This is a genomic window from Comamonas granuli NBRC 101663 (assembly GCF_000739995.1).
GTDB lineage: Bacteria > Pseudomonadota > Gammaproteobacteria > Burkholderiales > Burkholderiaceae_C > Simplicispira > Simplicispira granuli.
The window spans coordinates 298039-317714 of sequence record NZ_BBJX01000004.1 but is presented as its reverse complement, the minus strand read 5'-3'; the positions used below and the strand labels follow the sequence as shown (position 1 = coordinate 317714).

21 protein-coding genes are annotated in these 19676 nt (G+C 68.5%); 12 read left to right on the top strand and 9 right to left on the bottom strand.

The annotated features are described in order from the left end of the window. Positions 1 to 45 precede the first annotated feature (45 nt). Entirely contained in the window at positions 46 to 2415 is a 2370-nt protein-coding gene (locus CGR01S_RS04835; protein ID WP_042423042.1) for an arginine/lysine/ornithine decarboxylase, read from the bottom strand. A 140-nt stretch (positions 2416 to 2555) separates the two neighbouring features. Between CGR01S_RS04835 and CGR01S_RS04830 the strand changes: the two genes are divergently transcribed. Both CGR01S_RS04830 and CGR01S_RS04825 read left to right on the top strand, forming a co-directional pair. Beyond that, positions 2556 to 2981, top strand: a complete 426-nt coding sequence (locus CGR01S_RS04830; RefSeq protein WP_042423485.1) for an NfeD family protein — start codon at positions 2556 to 2558, stop codon at positions 2979 to 2981. A gap of 31 nt (positions 2982 to 3012) precedes the next feature. Further along, positions 3013 to 3927, top strand: a complete 915-nt coding sequence (locus tag CGR01S_RS04825) for an SPFH domain-containing protein (protein ID WP_042423038.1) — start codon at positions 3013 to 3015, stop codon at positions 3925 to 3927. 96 nt (positions 3928 to 4023) lie between these two features. Here the strand turns inward: CGR01S_RS04825 and icd are convergent, their stop codons facing one another. Then, positions 4024 to 5283: an NADP-dependent isocitrate dehydrogenase gene (gene icd, locus CGR01S_RS04820; protein ID WP_042423035.1), complete on the bottom strand. Its 1260-nt coding sequence runs from the start codon at positions 5281 to 5283 to the stop codon at positions 4024 to 4026. Positions 5284 to 5559: 276 nt separating this feature from the next. Between icd and CGR01S_RS04815 the strand changes: the two genes are divergently transcribed. Continuing rightward, positions 5560 to 6033 carry a DUF192 domain-containing protein gene (locus CGR01S_RS04815; RefSeq protein WP_042423032.1) on the top strand — a complete coding sequence of 158 codons (474 nt, stop codon included), beginning with the start codon at positions 5560 to 5562 and terminating at the stop codon, positions 6031 to 6033. A gap of 109 nt (positions 6034 to 6142) precedes the next feature. Here CGR01S_RS04815 and CGR01S_RS04810 read toward each other — a convergent pair whose 3' ends face one another. Both CGR01S_RS04810 and xseA read right to left on the bottom strand, forming a co-directional pair. Next, positions 6143 to 6724 (bottom strand): Fe-Mn family superoxide dismutase, encoded by a 582-nt coding sequence (locus CGR01S_RS04810; RefSeq protein ID WP_042423025.1) that lies wholly within the window; start codon positions 6722 to 6724, stop codon positions 6143 to 6145. Positions 6725 to 6856: 132 nt separating this feature from the next. Then, positions 6857 to 8152, bottom strand: coding sequence for an exodeoxyribonuclease VII large subunit (xseA, locus tag CGR01S_RS04805; protein ID WP_042423022.1), 1296 nt, complete (start codon positions 8150 to 8152; stop codon positions 6857 to 6859). A gap of 354 nt (positions 8153 to 8506) precedes the next feature. On the opposite strand from xseA, the gene CGR01S_RS04800 reads away from it, so the two are divergent. The 6 genes from CGR01S_RS04800 to adk all read left to right on the top strand — a co-directional run bounded on the left by CGR01S_RS04800 (position 8507) and on the right by adk (position 12439). After that, complete coding sequence (locus tag CGR01S_RS04800; protein WP_042423019.1) at positions 8507 to 9139, top strand: MotA/TolQ/ExbB proton channel family protein; 633 nt, start codon at positions 8507 to 8509, stop codon at positions 9137 to 9139. A gap of 19 nt (positions 9140 to 9158) precedes the next feature. Then, the gene (locus CGR01S_RS04795; RefSeq protein ID WP_042423017.1) at positions 9159 to 9593 is read left to right on the top strand and encodes an ExbD/TolR family protein; all 435 of its coding nucleotides are present in this window, start codon (positions 9159 to 9161) and stop codon (positions 9591 to 9593) included. Between the two features lie 7 nt (positions 9594 to 9600). Next, positions 9601 to 10650 carry a tetraacyldisaccharide 4'-kinase gene (gene lpxK, locus CGR01S_RS04790; RefSeq protein WP_084690559.1) on the top strand — a complete coding sequence of 350 codons (1050 nt, stop codon included), beginning with the start codon at positions 9601 to 9603 and terminating at the stop codon, positions 10648 to 10650. A 21-nt stretch (positions 10651 to 10671) separates the two neighbouring features. After that, on the top strand, positions 10672 to 10854 hold the full coding sequence (locus tag CGR01S_RS04785) for a Trm112 family protein (RefSeq protein ID WP_042423016.1): 183 nt from the start codon (positions 10672 to 10674) through the stop codon (positions 10852 to 10854). Next, positions 10851 to 11636 (top strand): 3-deoxy-manno-octulosonate cytidylyltransferase, encoded by a 786-nt coding sequence (kdsB, locus tag CGR01S_RS04780; protein WP_042423015.1) that lies wholly within the window; start codon positions 10851 to 10853, stop codon positions 11634 to 11636. The genes CGR01S_RS04785 and kdsB overlap by 4 nt, the downstream gene beginning before the upstream one ends. Before the next feature lie 146 nt (positions 11637 to 11782). Then, a complete protein-coding gene (gene adk, locus CGR01S_RS04775) occupies positions 11783 to 12439 on the top strand; it encodes an adenylate kinase (RefSeq protein WP_042423014.1) in 657 nt (218 codons plus the stop codon). A gap of 80 nt (positions 12440 to 12519) precedes the next feature. Here adk and CGR01S_RS04770 read toward each other — a convergent pair whose 3' ends face one another. Further along, positions 12520 to 13488, bottom strand: coding sequence for an asparaginase (locus CGR01S_RS04770; protein WP_042423010.1), 969 nt, complete (start codon positions 13486 to 13488; stop codon positions 12520 to 12522). Between the two features lie 69 nt (positions 13489 to 13557). Here CGR01S_RS04770 and lexA point away from each other — a divergent pair, with 69 nt between their 5' ends. From lexA to CGR01S_RS04755, 3 genes are all read left to right on the top strand, one after another. Continuing rightward, on the top strand, positions 13558 to 14232 hold the full coding sequence (gene lexA, locus CGR01S_RS04765) for a transcriptional repressor LexA (protein ID WP_042423008.1): 675 nt from the start codon (positions 13558 to 13560) through the stop codon (positions 14230 to 14232). A gap of 122 nt (positions 14233 to 14354) precedes the next feature. Beyond that, complete coding sequence (locus CGR01S_RS04760; protein WP_042423005.1) at positions 14355 to 14696, top strand: hypothetical protein; 342 nt, start codon at positions 14355 to 14357, stop codon at positions 14694 to 14696. Positions 14697 to 14823: 127 nt separating this feature from the next. Further along, a complete protein-coding gene (locus CGR01S_RS04755; RefSeq protein WP_042423481.1) occupies positions 14824 to 15831 on the top strand; it encodes a D-2-hydroxyacid dehydrogenase family protein in 1008 nt (335 codons plus the stop codon). Positions 15832 to 15933: 102 nt separating this feature from the next. Here the strand turns inward: CGR01S_RS04755 and CGR01S_RS04750 are convergent, their stop codons facing one another. The 4 genes from CGR01S_RS04750 to CGR01S_RS04735 all read right to left on the bottom strand — a co-directional run bounded on the left by CGR01S_RS04750 (position 15934) and on the right by CGR01S_RS04735 (position 19618). Next, the gene (locus tag CGR01S_RS04750; protein WP_042423002.1) at positions 15934 to 17061 is read right to left on the bottom strand and encodes a branched-chain amino acid ABC transporter substrate-binding protein; all 1128 of its coding nucleotides are present in this window, start codon (positions 17059 to 17061) and stop codon (positions 15934 to 15936) included. 147 nt (positions 17062 to 17208) lie between these two features. Continuing rightward, positions 17209 to 17682, bottom strand: coding sequence for a hypothetical protein (locus CGR01S_RS04745; RefSeq protein WP_042422999.1), 474 nt, complete (start codon positions 17680 to 17682; stop codon positions 17209 to 17211). Then, positions 17679 to 18113: a DNA polymerase III subunit chi gene (locus CGR01S_RS04740; protein ID WP_042422996.1), complete on the bottom strand. Its 435-nt coding sequence runs from the start codon at positions 18111 to 18113 to the stop codon at positions 17679 to 17681. The genes CGR01S_RS04745 and CGR01S_RS04740 overlap by 4 nt, the downstream gene beginning before the upstream one ends. Further along, positions 18110 to 19618 (bottom strand): leucyl aminopeptidase, encoded by a 1509-nt coding sequence (locus tag CGR01S_RS04735; RefSeq protein WP_042422994.1) that lies wholly within the window; start codon positions 19616 to 19618, stop codon positions 18110 to 18112. The genes CGR01S_RS04740 and CGR01S_RS04735 overlap by 4 nt, the downstream gene beginning before the upstream one ends. Positions 19619 to 19676: the final 58 nt, after the last annotated feature.

The following is a 19676-nucleotide window of genomic DNA, read 5'->3' as shown; positions in this document are numbered from 1 at the left end:
ATCCTGCCGGAATGCCTGCCGGGGTGCGCCAACCCGCCCGTGGCGTCAGACGTTGCGCCCGTAGGGGCCGTCGTCGCCCACCTGGACCATGTTCTCCGCCGTGGTGAGCGGCTTGGCGGCGCCCTTGCGCGGGCGGCTGGTGGCCACGCAGTCGGCGTAGTAGCGCACCTGGCCGCTCTCGTCTTCCACCTCCACCAGGCCGTGGATGTCGGTCTCGAAGCCCGGGCACAGCTTGGCGAACTCGCGCGCGAACTTGAGGTAGTCCACGATCTTCTTGTTGAACACCTCGCCCGGAATCAGCAGCGGAATGCCCGGCGGATAGGGCGTGATCAGGCTGGTGGTGATGCGGCCTTCGAGCTGGTCGATCTCCACGCGCTCGGTCTGGCGGTGGGCGATGTGGGCGTAGGCGTCGCTCGGCTTCATGGCGGGCGTGAGGTCCGAGAGGTACATCTCCGTCGTCAGGCGCGCGATGTCGTAGCGCGCGTAGAGCTCGTGCACGTGCTGGCACAGGTCGCGCAGGCCCATTTTTTCGTAGCGCTTGTGCTGCTGGCAGAACTCGGGAAGGATGCGCCACATGGGGTGGTTCTTCTCGTAGTCGTCCTTGAACTGCTGCAGCGCGGTCAGCAGCGTGTTCCAGCGGCCCTTGGTGATGCCGATGGTGAACATGATGAAGAAGCTGTAGAGCCCCGTCTTCTCCACCACCACGCCGTGCTCGGCGAGGTACTTGGTGACGATGGAGGCCGGAATGCCCGTGGGGTCGAACTTGCCGTCCAGGTTCAGGCCCGGCGTGACGATGGTGGACTTGATCGGGTCCAGCATGTTGAAGCCGTCGGCCAGGTCGCCAAAGCCGTGCCACTTGGCGGCGCCGTTCTTCTTCTTGCCCTTGTTGCGGAACACCCAGTTCTCGGCCGTGCCCACGCCTTCGTCGGCCAGTTCCTGCGGGCCCCAGACCTTGAACCACCAGTCGTCCTTGCCAAACTGCTCCTCGACCTGGCGCATGGCGCGGCGAAAGTCCAGCGCCTCCAGCAGGCTCTCTTCCACCAGCGCGGTGCCGCCGGGCGGCTCCATCATCGCCGCCGCCACGTCGCAGCTCGCGATGATGCTGTACTGCGGGCTGGTGGAGGTGTGCATCAGGTAGGCCTCGTTGAAGAGGTGGTGGTCCAGCTTGGTGGTCTGCGAGTCCTGCACCAGCACGTGGCTGGCCTGGCTGATGCCCGCCAGCAGCTTGTGGATGGACTGTGTGGCGTACACCACCGAATGGCGGGGCCGCGCGCGCTTCTTGCCCATGGCGTGGTAGGTGCCATAGAACGGGTGGAAGGCGGCGTGCGGCAGCCAGGCCTCGTCGAAGTGCAGGTTGTCCACGTAGCCGTCGAGCATGCCCTTGATGGTCTCGGTGTTGTAGAGCACGCCGTCGTAGGTGGACTGGGTGAGCGTGAGCACGCGCGGCTTGACCTTCTTGGCGTCCACGCCCTTGAGCAGCGGGTTGGCCTTGATCTTGGCCTGGATGGTCGCGGGCTCGAACTCGCTCTGCGGGATGGGCCCGATGATGCCGAAGTGGTTGCGCGTGGGCTTCATGAACACGGGGATGGCCCCGGTCATGATGATGCTGTGCAGGATGGACTTGTGGCAGTTGCGGTCCACCACCACCACGTCGCCCGGCGCCACCGTGTGGTGCCACACCATCTTGTTGCTGGTGCTCGTGCCGTTGGTCACGAAGAAGCAGTGGTCGGCATTGAAGATGCGCGCGGCGTTGCGCTCGCTCTCGCCGATGGCGCCGTTGTGGTCCAGCAGCTGGCCCAGCTCCTCCACGGCGTTGCACACGTCGGCGCGCAGCATGTTCTCGCCGTAGAACTGGTGGTACATCTGGCCGATGGGGCTTTTCAGGAAGGCCACGCCGCCCGAATGCCCCGGGCAGTGCCAGGAGTAGGAGCCGTCCTCGGCGTAGTCGAGCAGCGCGCGGAAGAACGGCGGCTGTATGCCCTCCAGGTAGCTCTTGGCCTCGCGGATGATGTGCTTGGCCACGAACTCGGGCGTGTCCTCGAACATGTGGATGAAGCCATGCAGCTCGCGCAGCACGTCGTTGGGCAGGTGGCGGCTGGTCTTGGTCTCGCCGTGCACGTAGATGGGCACGTCGGCGTTCTTGCGGCGCACCTCGGCGATGAAGTTGCGCAGGTTGAGCACGGCCGGGTCCAGGTCGGGCCCGAGCGAGAACTCCTCATCGTCGATCGAAAGGATGAACGCGCTGGCGCGGCTTTGCTGCTGGGCGAACTGCGAGAGGTCGCCGTAGCTGGTCACACCCAGCACCTCGAAACCCTCGGCCTCGATGGCCTGGGCCAGTGCGCGGATGCCCAGCCCCGAGGTGTTTTCGGAACGGTAGTCCTCGTCGATGATGATGATGGGAAAACGGAATTTCATGCCCAACCCTTGTGCTGCCACGGCCAAAAAAGAAAAACAGGCGCGAAGTGTACGGAATAAGCCCGACCGAGCTTTGAAACGCCTGTTTTTTGACCCAGAATGTGGCGCAGTACAAACAAACCCTGAGCAAGGAGGACGTGATGGAGGACTCCACCATCTGGTGGGTGCTGGCGGGCGTGGCGGTGGCCGTGGAACTGATGACCGGCACCTTCTACCTCCTGCTGCTGGCCGCTGGCATGGCCGCCGGGGCCGTGGCGGCCCACCTGGGCGCCGGCACCGCGCTGCAACTGGTCTGCGCCGCTGCCGTGGGCGGCGGCGCCGTCGTCGCCTGGCACCATGCCAAGCGCCGCCATCCGGGCGACCCCTCCCCGCGCGCGGACCGCAGCGTCAACCTCGACGTGGGCGAGACCATCCAGATCGAACACTGGAACAGCGACGGCACAGCCAGCGTGAAATACCGCGGCGCCACCTGGACCGCCATCCACCGCCCCGGCATCACGCCGGCTCCCGGCCCGCACCGCGTGGCCGAACTGGTGGGCAACCGCCTGCTGGTCGATCCGCTCTGACCCCCTTCCCTCTTCCCACCGAAAGGCCCCCATGGAAATCGCCGCCGTCGTCTTCGTGATCGCCGTCATCTTCATCATCCAGTCGGTCAAGGTCGTGCCGCAGCAGAACGCCTGGGTCAAGGAACGCCTGGGCAAATACGCAGGCACGCTCTCGCCGGGCCTCAATTTCCTCATCCCCTTCATCGAGCGCGTGGCCTACAAGCACAGCCTCAAGGAGATTCCGCTGGACGTGCCCAGCCAGGTCTGCATCACGCGCGACAACACGCAGTTGCAGGTGGACGGCATCCTGTACTTCCAGGTCACCGACCCCATGCGCGCCAGCTACGGTTCGAGCAACTACATCACCGCCGTCACGCAACTGGCGCAGACCTCGCTGCGCAGCGTGATCGGCAAGCTGGAACTGGACAAGACCTTCGAGGAGCGCGACATGATCAACGCCCAGGTGGTCTCGGCCATCGACGAGGCGGCGCTCAACTGGGGCGTGAAGGTACTGCGCTACGAGATCAAGGACCTCACGCCGCCCGCCGAGATCCTGCGCGCCATGCAGGCGCAGATCACGGCCGAGCGCGAGAAGCGCGCGCTGATTGCCGCCTCCGAAGGCCGCCGCCAGGAGCAGATCAACATCGCCACCGGCGAGCGCGAGGCCTTCATCGCGCGCTCCGAGGGCGAAAAGCAGGCCGTGATCAACAAGGCGCAGGGCGACGCCGAATCCATCAAGGCTGTGGCCGAGGCCACGGCCCAAGCCATCGAGCGCGTGGCCGCCGCCATCCGCCACCCGGGCGGCGAACAGGCCGTGCAGCTCAAGGTGGCCGAAAAAGCCGTCGATGCCTACGGCAAGGTGGCCCAGGATGCCACCACCACGCTCATCGTGCCCAGCAATATGACGGAAGTCTCCGCGCTGATCGGCTCGGCCATGAAGATGGTGCAGGCGCAGAAACCCGCCTGAGGCCCACGCCCCCAAAACAAAACCCCGGCGCCGCGCACGCGGTACCGGGGTTTTTTCTGGTCTGCCGGCGCAGTGCGCCGGCAGGCCGGGGACCGATCACATGTGGTCGATCATGACCTGGCCAAAGCCCGAGCAGCTCACCTGCGTGGCGCCGTCCATCAGGCGGGCGAAGTCGTAGGTGACCTTCTTGGACTTGATGGACTTCTCCATGGAGCTGATGATGAGGTCGGCCGCCTCTTTCCAGCCCATGTGGCGCAGCATCATCTCGGCCGAGAGGATTTCGGAACCCGGGTTCACGTAGTCCTTGCCGGCGTACTTGGGCGCCGTGCCGTGCGTGGCCTCGAACATGGCCACGGAGTCGCTCAGGTTGGCGCCCGGGGCGATGCCGATGCCGCCGACCTGTGCGGCCAGGGCGTCGGAGATGTAGTCGCCGTTGAGGTTCAGCGTGGCGATCACCGAGTACTCGGCGGGGCGCAGCAGGATCTGCTGCAGGAAGGCGTCGGCAATGCTGTCCTTGATGACGATGTCCTTGCCCGTCTTCGGGTTCTTGAACTTGCACCACGGGCCGCCGTCGATCAGCTCGGCGCCGAATTCCTTCTGCGCCAGGGCGTAGGCCCAGTCACGGAAGCCGCCTTCGGTGTACTTCATGATGTTGCCCTTGTGCACGATGGTCACGCTGGGCTTGTCGTTGTCGATGGCGTACTGGATGGCCTTGCGCACCAGGCGCTCGGTGCCTTCGCGCGAGACGGGCTTGATGCCGATGCCCGAGGTCTCGGGGAAGCGGATCTTCTTGACGCCCATTTCCTCGGTCAGGAACTTGATGACCTTCTTGGCCTTGTCGCTCTCGGCCTCCCACTCGATGCCGGCGTAGATGTCTTCCGAGTTCTCGCGGAAGATCACCATGTTCGTCTTGTGCGGCTCCTTCACGGGCGAGGGCACGCCGTCGAAGTACTGCACGGGGCGCAGGCACACGTACAGGTCCAGCTCCTGGCGCAGGGCCACGTTGAGCGAGCGGATGCCGCCGCCCACGGGCGTGGTCAGCGGCCCCTTGATGGAGACCACGTAGTCGCGCAGCACCTGCAGGGTCTCGTCGGGCAGCCAGACGTCGGGGCCGTAGACCTTGGTGGACTTCTCGCCGGCGTAGACCTCCATCCAGTGGATCTTGCGCTTGCCGCCATAGGCCTTGGCCACGGCGGCATCGACCACCTTGAGCATCACGGGCGTGATGTCGAAGCCCGTGCCGTCCCCCTCGATGTAGGGCACGATGGGCTGGTCCGGCACATTGAGGGACATGTCGGCGTTGACGGTGATTTTCTGGCCTTCGGCGGGCACCTTGATGTGCTGGTAGCTGGTCATGGACGGGTGGTCTCCGGTGGAATGCTGAAAGGGTTTTCAGCGGGTTGGGCAAAGCTCTCTAAAGCGCTGGGATTCTACCGAGAAAAGGCCGACGCAGGCCTTACGCCACCACGGTATGCGCAGTGATTTCATATATTGCAATGTGCCGCTGGCGCGGGCCGCCGGTGCCGCGGCGCGCCAGGCACGGCGGGCACGGGCCATTTGGCGCACAATCGGCTCCCGCGCGGGGCAGCGCTGCTGCTGCCCGCGCCCCTTGTTCCTGCCCTCTTCTGCACCATGGCTGCGCATTCTTCCTCCACGGCATCGATCCGCATTCTGGCCAGCGCCCTGCTGCTGGCCTTGTCCGCCCCGGCCCCGGCCCAGCAGGGCCCGCAACTGAACCTGCCGCGCGTGGAGCTGAGCGCGGGCATGTACCGCATCGACGCGCAGGTGGCCCTGTCCGATGCGGAGCGGGCCACCGGCCTGATGCACCGGCGCGACATGCCTGCGCACGAGGGCATGCTGTTCGTGTTCGAGCAGCCGGCCCAGCAGTGCTTCTGGATGAAGAACACGCTGCTGCCGCTGACCGCGGCCTTCGTGGCCGACGACGGCAGCATCGTCAACCTCGCCGACATGAAGCCGCAGTCGCTCGATTCGCACTGCTCGGCCAAGCCCGTGCGCTTCGTGCTGGAGATGAACCAGGGCTGGTTCGCCCAGCGCGGCATCAAGCCCGGGTTCAAGCTGCAGGGCACGCCGTTCCGCAAGCCTTAAGGCGCTCCTTCTTTCATAGCTGCTTGCGCAGCCCCCATAAGCCTGGGGGCCGTTTTTCCCATAAAAAACGGCCCTTGCGGGCCGTGCGGGGTGCGCGCGTGCGCGGCGCTCAGGCGAAGTTGGCCTCGGCGAACTTCCAGTTCACCAGCTTGTCGAGGAAGGTCTCGACGAACTTCTGGCGCAGGTTGCGGTAGTCGATGTAGTAGGCGTGCTCCCACACGTCCACGGTCAGCAGGGCCTTGTCGGCGGTGGTCAGCGGCGTGCCGGCAGCGCCGGTGTTGACGATGTCCACGCTGCCGTCGGCCTTCTTCACCAGCCAGGTCCAGCCGGAGCCGAAGTTGCCCACGGCGCTCTTGACGAAGGCGTCCTTGAAGGCGGCATAGCTGCCCCACTTGGCGGTGATGGCCGCGGCCAGCGCGCCCGTGGGCTCACCGCCGCCGTTGGGGGCCATGCAGTTCCAGAAGAAGGTGTGGTTCCAGATCTGGGCGGCGTTGTTGTAGATGCCGCCGCTGGACTTCTTGACGATCTCTTCGAGCGTCATGGCCTCGAACTCGGTGCCCTTTTGCAGGTTGTTGAGGTTGACGACGTAGGCGTTGTGGTGCTTGCCGTGGTGGTACTCCAGGGTTTCCTTGCTGTAGTGCGGGGCCAGGGCATCGATCGCATAGGGCAGCGCGGGCAGGGTGTGTTCCATGGGGCAGTCCTTTCTGTAGTGGTGGGTGCCGCCGTGCGCGGTGCGCGCGGGCGGTGCATGTGCAGCCCTCCATTGTAGGAACAAGCCCCCGATCCTGCTGGCCTGGGGATATGGCCCTGCCGCCCCCGTGGTTCAGCGCGGGGCCACGGCCTGCACGTGCAGCGCGAGCTGCCCGTCGGCCAGCGTGGCCTGCAGCGTATCGCCCGGCCGGGCCTGCCGTACATGGCTCACGATGCGGCCCTCGCTGTCGGCCAGCATGGCGTAGCCGCGCTGCAGCACGCGCTGCGGCGCCAGCAGGTCCAGCCGCAGGGCGCAGCGCTCCAGGCGCTCGGCCCTCGCCTGCAGGCTGTGCGCGATGGTCAGCGGCAAATCGGCCTCCAGCGCTTGCTGGGCGTGCGCAAGCTGCTGCAACTTCAATAGCATGGCATGGCGCATGCGCCCGGCCAGCCGGGCCTGGCGCTGCTGTTCGCGCTGTACCAGGCCCGAGGGGCGGCCCAGGCGCGCGCCGATCTGGTCCAGGCGCTGGCCGCGCACGTCGAGCTGGCGCTGCAGGCCCTCCTGCAGGCGCTGGGCCAGGCGCTCGAGCGCGGCCAGCGACTGCGCCTGCGGCGGGGCCACGAGCTCGGCCGCCGCCGTCGGCGTGGGCGCGCGCAGGTCGGCGCAGAAATCGGCGATGGTGAAGTCCGTCTCGTGCCCCACGCCGCTCACCACGGGCACGGGGCTTTGCACGATGGTGCGCGCCAGCCGCTCGTCGTTGAAGGCCCAGAGGTCTTCCATGGAGCCGCCGCCGCGCACGAGCAGGATCACGTCGATGGGCGGCGTGCCCGCCCGGGCCATGGCGTAGAGCGCGTCCAGGGCCGCGCACATGCTCGCGCCTGCGTCCGCCCCCTGCACCAGCGCAGGCACCAGCACGACGGGGATGTGCGGCACGCGCCGGCGCAGCGCCGTCACCACGTCGTGCAAAGCGGCCGCCCCGGGCGAGGTGACCAGGCCGATGCCGCGCGGCATGGCGGGCAAGGCGCGCTTGCGGCCGGCGTCGAACAGGCCCTCGGCCTCCAGCCGCGCCTTCAGGCGCAGGAACTGCTCGAACAAGGCCCCCTGGCCCGCGCGCTGCAGGTGCTCGACGACGAGCTGCAGATCGCCGCGCGGCTCGTACACGCCCAGGCGGCCGCGCACCTCGACGAGTTCGCCATCGCGCGGCAGGAACCCCAGCCCCTCGGCGGCGCGCCGGAACATGGCGCAGCGGATCTGGCCTTGCGCATCCTTGAGGGCGAAGTAGCAGTGCCCGCTGGATGCGCGCGCAAAGCCCGTGATCTCGCCGCGCACGGCCACCGGATTGAAGCGCGCCTGCAGAGTGTCAGCAACGGCGCGGCACAGCGCGCCAACGTCCCACACGCGCGGCGCCAGGACGGGGTTTTCACTGGTCATCGTCTTTGTCCATGCGCCGCAGCGGGCGTGCTGCATTGCAGTATTCCACAGGCCGCAGCCAGCGGGGCTTTGTAAGCAATTGTCCTGCGGGATACGCCGCAAACCACGCAATCAAGTGCAAGCCCATGATTTTGAATGATTTTTTGCCGGTCAAAAAATAAGCAATCTGTTGCAGTCACGCATTGGCGCTGCCCAGCGGGCTTTGTTCGCAAGCTTCTCCACAAAGTTATCCACAATTTCTGTGGGTGACAGATGCATACAAATGCAGGCCCGGGCGGCGCCTGCCATGCGCGCCGGGGGGCGGCAAAGCTGGGCCATAATCGCCTTTTGCCCATCCGTGCGGAGACCAGACAATTGCTGTCCATCATACAAGCCGCAGGCTGGCCCATCTGGCCGCTGATCGCCTGCTCGGTTCTTGCATTGGCGCTGATTTTCGAGCGCTTTCTCTCCCTCAAGACCGCGCGCATCGCCCCCCCGAAGCTGCTCGACGAAGCCATCTCCGTCTCGTCCCAGGCCATTCCCGGCCCGGACGTGGTGGCCAAGCTGGCACAGAACTCCGCCCTGGGTGAGGTGCTGGCCACGGGCCTGCGCACGCTCAACAGCCAGCCGCGCTGCACCGAATCGGACCTGCGCGCCGCCATGGAGGGCACGGGCCGCGTCGTCGCGCACCGCCTGGAAAAATACCTCAGCGCGCTGGCCACCATCGCCTCGGCGGCGCCGCTGCTGGGCCTGCTGGGCACGGTGGTGGGCATGATCGAGATCTTCGGCTCGCAGGGCAGCAGCGCGGCCGGCATGGGCAGCGGCAACCCGGCGCAGCTCGCGCACGGCATCTCGGTGGCGCTCTACAACACGGCCTTCGGCCTCATCATCGCCATCCCGGCGCTGATCTTCTGGCGCTACTTCCGCGGCCGGGTCGATGCCTACCTGCTGACGCTGGAGCTGGCCTCCGAGCAGTTCCTGCGCCACCTGCTGCGCCACAAGAAGTGACCGCCAAGGGCCGCACCCCATGAACTTCCGCCCCCGCACCAAGGAAGAGCCGGAGATCAACCTGATCCCCTTCATCGACGTGCTGCTGGTGATCCTCATCTTCCTGATGCTCACCACCACCTACAGCAAGTTCACCGAGCTGCAGCTCACCCTGCCCGTGGCCGACGCCGAGCAGCAGCGCGACCACCCCAAGGAGGTGATCGTGGCCGTGGCCGCCGACGGGCGCTACGCCATCAACAAGACGGGGCTGGACGGCAAGGGCGTGGACCAGCTCGCTGCCGCGCTGCGCGAGGCTGCGCGCGCGGGCCAGGGCACGGTGGTCATCATCAGCGCCGACGCCATGGCGCCGCACCAGTCCGTGATCTCGGTGATGGAGGCCGCCCGCCGCGTGGGCCTCACGCAAATCACCTTCGCCACCCAGTCCTCCGCCCGGGCGGGCGCGGGCCGTTCCTGACGCCACCATGGCTGCCGCCGCGCCGCAGCCGCCCTCCCCCGCGCCCCCGGACTCCACCGCCGCTGGCCCGCTGCTGCAGCGCGCCTGGCAGCGGCGCGGCCCGCTGGCCTGGCTGCTGTGGCCGCTGGCGCTGGCCATGGGCCTGCTGGTGCGGCTGCGCCGCGGGCTGTACGGCGCGGGCGTGCTGCGCGCGCAGCACCCGGGCCTGCCCGTCATCGTGATCGGCAACGTGGTGGCCGGCGGCGCGGGCAAGACCCCCGTGGTCATGGCCGTGGTGCGCCACCTGCAGGCGCGCGGCTGGCACCCGGGCGTGGTCGCGCGCGGCTACGGGCGGCGCACGGCCGATTGCCGCGAGGTGCAGGCCCACAGCCCGGCCGCGGACGTGGGCGACGAGCCGCTGTTGATCGCCCGCGGCTGCCAGGTGCCCGTCTTCGTGGCCCGCCAGCGCGTGGCCGCCGCGCAGGCGCTGCGTACGCGCCACCCCCGGACCGACGTCATCGTCTGCGACGACGGCCTGCAGCACCTGGCGCTGGCGCGCGACATCGAGGTCTGCGTCTTCAGCGACCAGGGCACGGGCAATGGCTGGCTGCTGCCCGCGGGCCCGCTGCGCGAGCCCTGGCCGCGCCCGGTGGACCTGGTCGTGCACGCGGGCGCCGCCCCGGCGGGCAGCGCCCCCGCGTTCGCCATGCAGCGCCGCCTGGCCGCCCACGCCCTGCGCAGCGACGGCACGCCCGTTCCCCTGCAGCACCTGCAAGGCCAGCCGCTGCTGGCCGTGGCAGGCATCGCCCGGCCGGAGGATTTTTTTGCCCTGCTGCGCCAGCAGGGGCTGGCCCCCGAGCGCATGCAGGCCCTACCCGATCACTATGATTTCGATAGCTGGCAGCGCCCTGTTGACAAACCCTACACGCTGATTTGTACTGAAAAAGACGCCACCAAGCTCTGGCCGCGCCACCCCGATGCGCTGGCCGTGCCGCTGCAGGTGGACATCGATGCGGCGTTTTTTGCCGCGCTCGATACACGGCTCGCCCGCGCGGGCTCGCTATCATCGCGCTCCTGATCCTTCCCCCCGCGCGCTGCCATGGACACCAAACTGCTCGAACTGCTGGTCTGCCCCGTCACCAAAGGCCCCCTCACCTACGACCGGGAGCGCCAGGAACTCATCTCGCGCAGCGCCCGCCTGGCCTACCCGGTGCGCGACGGCATCCCCATCCTGCTGGAGAACGAGGCCCGCCCCCTGAGCGACGAGGAACTGGAGCGATGAGCCACGGCTTCACCGTGCTGATCCCGGCGCGCATGGCATCGAGCCGCCTGCCGGACAAGCCGCTGGCCGACATCGCGGGCCTGCCCATGGTGGTGCACGTGGCCCGGCGGGCCGCCGCCAGCGGCGCGCAGCGCACCGTGGTGGCCGCGGACGACGCGCGCATCCTGGCCGCCTGCGATCGGCACGGGGTCGAGGCCATTGCCACGCGCAGCGACCACGCCAGCGGCAGCGACCGCCTGGCCGAGGCCTGCTGCATCCTCGGCCTGGACGGCGAGGACGTGGTCGTCAACGTGCAGGGCGACGAGCCGCTCATGGACCCCGCGCTCATCGGCGCCGTGGCCGGCCTGCTGCACGCCCACCCCGAGGCCAGCATGGGCACGGCCGCGCACCCGCTGGCCTCGCTGCAGGAGCTGGCCAACCCGAACGTGGTCAAGGTCGTGTGCGATGCGCGCGGCCTGGCGCATTACTTCAGCCGCGCCCCCATTCCCTTTGCGCGCGACCACGCCGGCCAGCCCTGGTGGCAGGGCGGCGCCGCGCAGGCGCACCCGGCGCTGGCCGGCTTTGCGCCGCTGCGCCACATCGGCCTGTACAGCTACCGCGCGGGCTTTCTGCGCCGCTTTCCCGAGCTGGCGCAGGCGCCGACCGAAGTCATCGAGGCGCTGGAGCAGTTGCGCGCGCTGTGGCATGGGCACCGCATCGCCGTGCACGTGACGCAGGCCGCCCCCGGCCCGGGGGTGGACACGCCCGAAGACCTCGCCCGCGTGCGCGCCCTGCTGGCCTGAGCGTGCCCCGCCCGCCTGCGCCGCTGTCAGCCAGCGGCCAGGCAGCACATGCTATCCTTGCGCCCCGAAGAGAGCACCGCCTCCGGAGCCCCGCGCACCAGAGGTCCGCAGTGACGACAGATTTCCCACACTTCGAGGACTATTCCATGAGACTGATTTTGTTGGGCGCCCCCGGTGCCGGCAAGGGCACGCAGGCCGCCTTCCTCTGCCAGAAGTACGGCATTCCGCAAATCTCCACCGGAGACATGCTGCGCGCTGCCGTCAAGGCCGGAACGCCCCTGGGGCTCAAGGCCAAGGCCGTCATGGAATCGGGTGCGCTGGTGAGCGACGACATCATCATCGGCCTGGTCAAGGAACGCATCGCCGAGCCCGACTGCGCCAACGGCTTTCTGTTCGACGGCTTCCCGCGCACCATCCCGCAGGCCGACGCCATGAAGGAGGCCGGCGTCAAGCTCGACTATGTGCTGGAGATCGACGTGCCCTTCGATGCCATCATCGAGCGCATGAGCGGCCGGCGCTCGCACCCCGGCAGCGGGCGCACCTACCACGTCAAGTTCAACCCGCCCAAGGTCGAAGGCCTGGACGACGTGACCGGCGAACCCCTGATCCAGCGGGACGACGACAAGGAAGACACTGTCAAGAAGCGCCTGGAGGTGTACAGCCAGCAAACCCGCCCGCTGGTGGACTACTACCGCAGTTGGGCCGAGCGCGATCCCGCCAACGCCCCCCAATACCGCGCCATTGGCGGCACCGGCAGCGTGGAGGAAATCACCCAGCGCGCCCTGGCCGCCCTGGCAGGCTAAGAAAGCGCCTGCCCACCCCAGCGCCCCGCACCTGCGGGGCTTTCTTTTTTTGCCGCCAGCGCCGCCGCGGGCACGCCGCATCACTGCGGCGCCGGCGCGCCCAGCAGTTCGAGCAGCAGGGCGATGCGGGCCTTGACCGGGCTGAGCCCCCGGGCCAGCGGCAGCGGGGCACCGGCGCGCGGCACCACCTGCCCCAGCGCGCAGCGCGTGGTCAGGCGCACGGCCACGCCGGCCTGCTGGGCGCGCAGCAGCGCGGCCTCCAGCGCATGGTGCACAGTGCCGTTGCCCGTCGCCGCCACCACCAGGCCCTGCACCCCGTCGCGCACCAGCGCATCGGCCACCGCCCCCGTGGCCCCGGCGTGGCTGGTCAGAATCTCCACGCGCGGCCAGGGCGCGCCATTTGCTATCTTTTCGAGAGCTGCTTGCGCCCACCCATCGGGCGCTGATGGCCAATCCTGGGCCAAACGCACCTGCCCCTCCTCGACCCAGCCCAGCGGCCCGGCCTCGCCCGAAGCAAACGCATCGACACGGTAGGGATGCACCTTCTGCACCGCACGCGCGCCATGCAGCGCGCCGGCGCAGACCACCAGCACACCGCGTGCGCCGGGCGCACGCGCCACGGCCATGGCGTCGAGCAGGTTCTGCGGGCCGTCGGGTGTCACGGCCGTGGCCGGCCGCATGGCGCAGGTCAGCACCACCGGCTTGTGTGCGGCGAGCACGCAGTGCAAAAACCACGCCGTCTCCTCCACGGTGTCCGTGCCATGCGTCACCACCACGGCGCGCACCGCCGGGTCGCCCAGATGCGCCTGCACGCGCTGCGCCAGCGCCAGCCACACGGCGCCGTCCATGTCCTTGCTGTCGATCTGCGCGACCTGCTCGGCCGCGAGGGCACCGCCGGCCGCCTGTGCCAGCCCGGGCACGGCATCGACCAGCGCCTGCACCCCGACCTCCCCCGCCACATAGCCCACGTTGTCGCCCGCCGCCTGGGCGCGTCCGGCGATCGTGCCTCCCGTGCCCAGCACGACGATTTTTTGCGTGTCCACTTGCATCCCCCGAGAAACTGGTTAAAAATACAGATACTGTATTAAACGACAGCCCCGAAAGCGCCGGAGCCCCTCATGCTCAACAGTCCCAAGCTCACCGCCCGCCAACAGCAGATCCTGGACCTGATCCAGAACGCCATCGCCCGCACCGGCGCACCGCCCACGCGCGCCGAGATCGCGGCCGAACTGGGCTTCAAATCCGCCAACGCCGCCGAAGAGCATCTGCAGGCCCTGGCGCGCAAGGGCGTGATCGAACTGGTCAGCGGCACCTCGCGCGGCATCCGCCTGCGCGGCGAGACGGTGCGCTCCATCAATGCCGCGCGCGGCACCCAGTACCACCTGCCCATCCCCGGGCTCACGCAACTGGTGCTGCCCCTGGTGGGCCGGGTGGCGGCAGGCTCCCCGATTCTCGCCCAGGAACACGTGGAGCAGTCCTACTGCGTGGAAGAAAGCCTGTTCCAGCACAAACCTGACTACCTGCTCAAGGTGCGCGGCATGTCCATGCGCGACGCCGGCATCATGGACGGCGACCTGCTCGCCGTGAAAGTCGCCCACGAGGCGCGCAACGGCCAGATCGTCGTCGCCCGCCTGGGCGATGACGTGACCGTCAAGCGCCTGCGCCGCACGGCCCAGGGCATCGAATTGCTGCCCGAAAATCCCGACTACCCCGTCATCGTGGTGCAGCCCGGCGAGTCCTTCGCCATCGAAGGCCTGGCGGTGGGCCTGATCCGCAACACCATGCTCATGTAGCCTGGCATCCTGCGCGGCCCCAGGTGGCGGGCGCTCGTGCGGCCTCCTATGGCCCACGGCCCTGGGGCAGCGCCTTCCCTGCAATCCTGCCAGTGTTCAACCTTGATCTCTGGAGTTTTCGTATGGGAATCATCCTGCTGGCATCGTCCGTCCTGCCCCGCCGCCTGCTGGGCCTGCAGCGCTGGTGGAAGGGCCTGCAAACCCACCCCGCCCGCGAGCCCCTGCGCCCGCCCCACCGGCCCATGCCCGGGCCAGCGCCCCTGGCACACGGCGCCCTGCCGCGCGCGGCACGCGTCTGGCAGGGGCCGGTGCAGGCGCCGCGCGAGAGCCTGCCCAGCGCCCCTGGCCGCCAACGCGCCCTGCGCTGCCACACGGGCCCGAGCGGCCGCATGGTGATCGCCGGGCGCATGGCCGACGTGTGTGCGGAGCTCGAGCGCCTGGCCGCGCACGAGCAGCGCCTCTGAAGGGCGGCTGAAGGGGCCGCCGGCACCCGTGGCCGGGGCTCTGCCCCCCTGCAAGCCCGACCTGCAAGGCCTGCGTTTACCGCTGGTTGCATAGGCCGGGCAGCGCACCCAAGGCACAATGGCGGCCATGAACATTGTGATCCTCGATGACTATCAGGACGCAGTGCGCAAGCTGCATTGCGCCTCTCGTCTCGACGCCTATTCCGCCAAGGTCTACACCAATACAGTCAAGGGGCTGGGGCAACTCTCCGTGCGCCTGCGCGACGCCGACGTCATCGTGCTGATCCGCGAGCGCACGCAGATCACGCGCCAGCTCATCGAAAAGCTTCCCCGGCTCAAGCTCATCTCCCAGACCGGCCGGGCCGGGCCGCACATCGACATCGCCGCCTGCACCGAGCGCGGCATTGCCGTGGCCGAAGGCGTGGGCTCGCCCGTGGCCACGGCGGAGCTCACCTGGGCCCTGATCATGGCGGCCATGCGGCGCCTGCCGCAGTACATCGCCAACCTCAAGCACGGAGCCTGGCAGCAATCGGGCCTGAAGGCTGCGGGCATGCCGCCCAACTTCGGCATCGGCAGCGTGCTGCGCGGCAAGACCCTGGGCATCTGGGGCTACGGCCAGATCGGCCAGATCGTGGCCACCTACGGCAGGGCGTTCGGCATGAACGTGCGCATCTGGGGCAGCGAGGCCTCGCGCGCGCGCGCTCTGACCGACGGCTACCAGGTCGCCAGCACCTGCGCCGACTTTTTCTCGCAATGCGACGTGCTCTCGCTGCACCTGCGCCTGTCCGAGGCCACGCGCGGCATCCTCACGCTGGAGACGCTCTCGTGCATGAAGCCCACGGCGCTGCTGGTGAACACCTCGCGCGCCGAGCTCATCGAGCCCGACGCCCTGATCGCGGCGCTCAACCGCGGCCGCCCGGGCATGGCGGCGGTCGATGTCTTCGAGAGCGAACCCATCCTGCAGGGGCATGCCCTGCTGCGGCTGGAAAACTGCATCTGCACGCCGCACATCGGCTATGTGGAGCAGGACAACTACGAGCTGTTCTTCGGTGCCGCCTTCGACAACGTGGTGAATTTCCTCAAGGGCACGCCGACCAACATCATCAACCCGGGGGCGCTGCAGGTGCGGCGCTGATCCGTCACGCTGCCTCCCGGAAAACAGCAAGGCCTCCCGCGGGAGGCCTTGCTGTTTTGGCGCACACCGGCAGGGCTGCCGGCGTGCCATCCCCTTCTCAGATCAGAGGGGGACCTTCTTGCCTTCCTTGTACACGTACAGGGTGTAGGCGGGGTTCTTCATCTCGCCAGTGGGCTCGAAGGAGATCTTGGCGGTCACGCCGTTGTAGCTGGACTTGGCCAGCTCGGGCAGGTAGACCTTGGGATCGACGGAGTTGGCACGCTTCATGGCGTCCGCGATCAGCATCGTGGCGTCATAGGTGTAGGGGCTGTAGACCTGGAACTGGCCAGGGTACTTGGCGTCGTAGCGCTTCTTCCACTCCGTGCCGCCGGGCATCTTGGCCAGCGAGGCACCGCCCTCGGCGCAGACCACGTTTTCCAGGGTCTTGGCACCGGCAGCCAGCTTGGCGATCTCGGACGTGCAGACGCCGTCGCCGCCGAAATACTTGACCTTGCCCATGCCAAGCTGTTCCATCTGGCGCAGCATCGGGCCGGCCTGGGGGTCCATGCCGCCGAAGAAGATGGCGTCCGGGTTCTTGGACTTGATGGAGGTCAGGATGGCCATGAAGTCGGTGGCCTTGTCGTTGGTGAACTGGTCATCCACCACCTTCATGCCCTTTTCCTGGGCCACCTTCTTGAACACGGCAGCCAGGCCCTGGCCGTAGGCCGTGCGGTCGTCGACCACAGCCACAGTCTTGAGCTTGAGCGTGTCGGCGGCATACACGGCCAGCGCAGCGCCCAGGGCGTTGTCGTTGGCGATGATGCGGAACACGTTCTTGTAGCCGGGCTTCATCAGGCCGGGGTTGGTGGCTGCGCCCGTGATCATGGGAACGCCGCAATCGTGGTACACCTTGGACGCGGGGATGGTGGTGCCCGAGTTCAGGTGGCCCACCACGCCAGCGACCTTGGAGTCGCACAGCTTCTGGGCGGCTGCCGTACCCTGCTTGGGATCGGAAGCATCGTCTTCGGCCTGCAGCTCGAACTTGATCTTCTTGCCACCGATCGTCACGCCCTGGGCATTGAGATCTTCAATGGCCATGCGTGCGCCGTTTTCGTTGTCCTTGCCGTAGTGGGCCTGGGCACCGGACACGGGTGCCACGTGACCGATCTTGACGACCTGTTCTTGTGCAAAGGCCATGCCAGCCACAGCCGCGATAGCAGCCGCTACGGTCAGTTTCAACTTCAATTGCATAGGATTCTCCAGTAAAGAATGGACGCTGAGATGATTATGTTTTTCTCAACGGGCGCGAAGTTACCGCAGATTCGGGACCCGAAATACTAGGGAACACGATAAGCATAAGAAAAAATTAAGCGTGGCAAGGGCGGCAAGGCGCCTGGCTCAAGGCGCGCCCGTGTGGCTGGCCAGCTCATCGGCCACGGCCTCGTAGACCGACTGGCGCACGACGGATTCGACCTCCTCGCGCAGCCGCGGCAGGATGGAGCGCGTCTGCTCCTGCACCACCTGGGCGATGGCCTCGCGCAGGCGCTTTTCCAGGAGCACATCGACGCGCTGCATCACGCGGTGCACCATCATTTCCTCGAAACCCTCGGGCACCGGCCGAACCGCTACGCCACCCGGCTGCAGGGCGCGTACCGCCGCGGCCGGCGGCGGCAGCACGGAGGTGCCGCGCGAGACGCCGGACACGGCTGCGGGCTGTTGCGGGGGCGCCACGGGCCGCGGCGCGGCTGCGGGCGCAGGTGCCGGGCCGGGCGGGGCCGGCGGCGCACCGGAACCCTCGGCCACCACCTCGGTCAGGGTGGGAACAAAGCGCGGCGGCGTGCGCGCTGCGCCGCCCGGTGGAGGCATGGTCATCCGGACTCCTGGTGCAGGTCGTGGCGCACGGGGTCATGCCCCAGCTCCCGGTAGCGCTTCCAGCGCTGGCGGGCATGGTGCAGGTCGGCCGGGTCGTGGGCACTGACGACTTCGACCACCTGGCCGTAGGCCGCGTAGCCCGGCGCAATTTCGTCGTCGAGGTTGAGCAGCACCTCGTGCCGCGCCACCTCCTGGCCGGGCAGCGCCAGCACGATGGGCGAGACCTCCAGCATCTGCGCGGCGGCGTCGGCGCGGCAATGGGCAACAAAGTCGTGCGGCGCCATGTTCCAGAGCATGCGGTCCATGTCCCGCAAGAGCGCCTCCGGAGCGCTGATGACCAGGTGCCGGCCGCTGCGCAGGGCCTTGCGGGCCACGCGGCAGGCATGGGCCAGGCGGTCTGGCACGCCGGTATGGAAGTCGATCTGCGTCATGGCTTGGCCGCGGCGGCCGCCTTGCGCGCCCGGCGGGCCGGGGCCGGGGCCGGGGCCTCGGCGCCTGCACCGGAGCGCGCCAGCAGGTAGTGCACGAGCAGGCCCACGGGCCGCCCGGTGGCGCCCTTGGCCGCACCGCCCTTCCAGGCCGTGCCGGCGATGTCCAGGTGCGCCCAGGGCTGCGTGCCCGCAAAGCGCTGCAGGAACTTGGCGGCCGTGACCGCGCCTGCGGGCCGGCCGGCGACGTTGGCCACGTCGGCGAAATTCGTCTTGAGCCCCTCGGCGTAATCTTCGTCCAGCGGCATGCGCCAGCACAGGTCGTCGCTCGCCTGTCCGGCCGCTTGCAGGTCCGCGGCCAGGGCGTCGTCACTGGCAAACAGGCCGCTGTGCACCCCGCCCAGGGCGATGACGCAGGCCCCGGTGAGCGTGGCGATGTCGATGATGGCCGCCGGCTTGAAGCGCTGCGCATAGCTCAGGGCGTCGCACAGCACGAGGCGCCCTTCGGCATCGGTGTTCAGGATCTCGATGGTCTGGCCGCTCATGCTGCGCACCACGTCGCCAGGTTTGACCGAGCGGCCGTCGGGCATGTTCTCGCAGGCAGGAATGAGCCCGACCACATTGATCGGCGGCTGCAGCTCGGCCAGGGCACGGAACACCCCCAGCACGCTGGCGGCGCCGCACATGTCGAACTTCATTTCGTCCATCTCGGCCGCGGGCTTGATGGAGATGCCCCCGGTGTCGAAGGTGATGCCCTTGCCTACCAGCACCACGGGCGCCTGCGCGCGCGGCGCGCCGTTGTACCGCAATTCGATGAAGCGCAAAGGCTCTGCCGAGCCCTGGGCCACGGCCAGAAAGGCATGCATGCCCAGGCGCTCCACCTCCGCCGGGCCCAACGCCTTGCAGGTGATGCCCTTGTGCTTGGCCAGCGCCTTGGCCGCCTGCGCCAGCAGCGTGGGCGTGGCATGGTTGGCCGGGCGGTTGCCCCACTCGCGCGCCAGCTCCACGCCCTGGGCCACCGCGGCCGCGCGCTCGACCGCGCCGGCCAGCGCGGGCGCATCGGGCACGCCCAGCACCACCCGGGCGAGGGTGCGCGCCTCGGGCTTGGATTTGGTGGCGGTGTACACGTAGCTGGCGTGGGTCATGCCACGCACGGCGGCCTCGACGGCCTCGCCCGGTGCGGGGCCGGCAAAGCACACCACGGCATGCCGCGGCGCGCCCTGGCGCAGCACCGGGGCCAGTGCCGCCAGGGCCTGGCGCACGGCGCGCGCATCGGCCTTGCCCACACCCGCCAGCACCACGCGCCGCGCGGCCACGCCGGGCACCTGGTACAGGTGCAGGCTCTTGCCGGGCTGGGTTTGCACGTCCTTGGCGCGCAGGGCCTGCGCGGCCAGGCTGCCCAGTGCGTCCTCGCCCGGCGCAAAGCCCTCGGGCAGCAGCACCACCAGCAGGTCACATTTTTCGCGCGCGGCGCGCGCCAGGTCCATGCTCTTGAGATCAAAGTTCATAATCGGCCTTTTGTTCCGGCCTGGAATGCCCGCGGGGCGCGCCTTGCCGGCCAGCCCC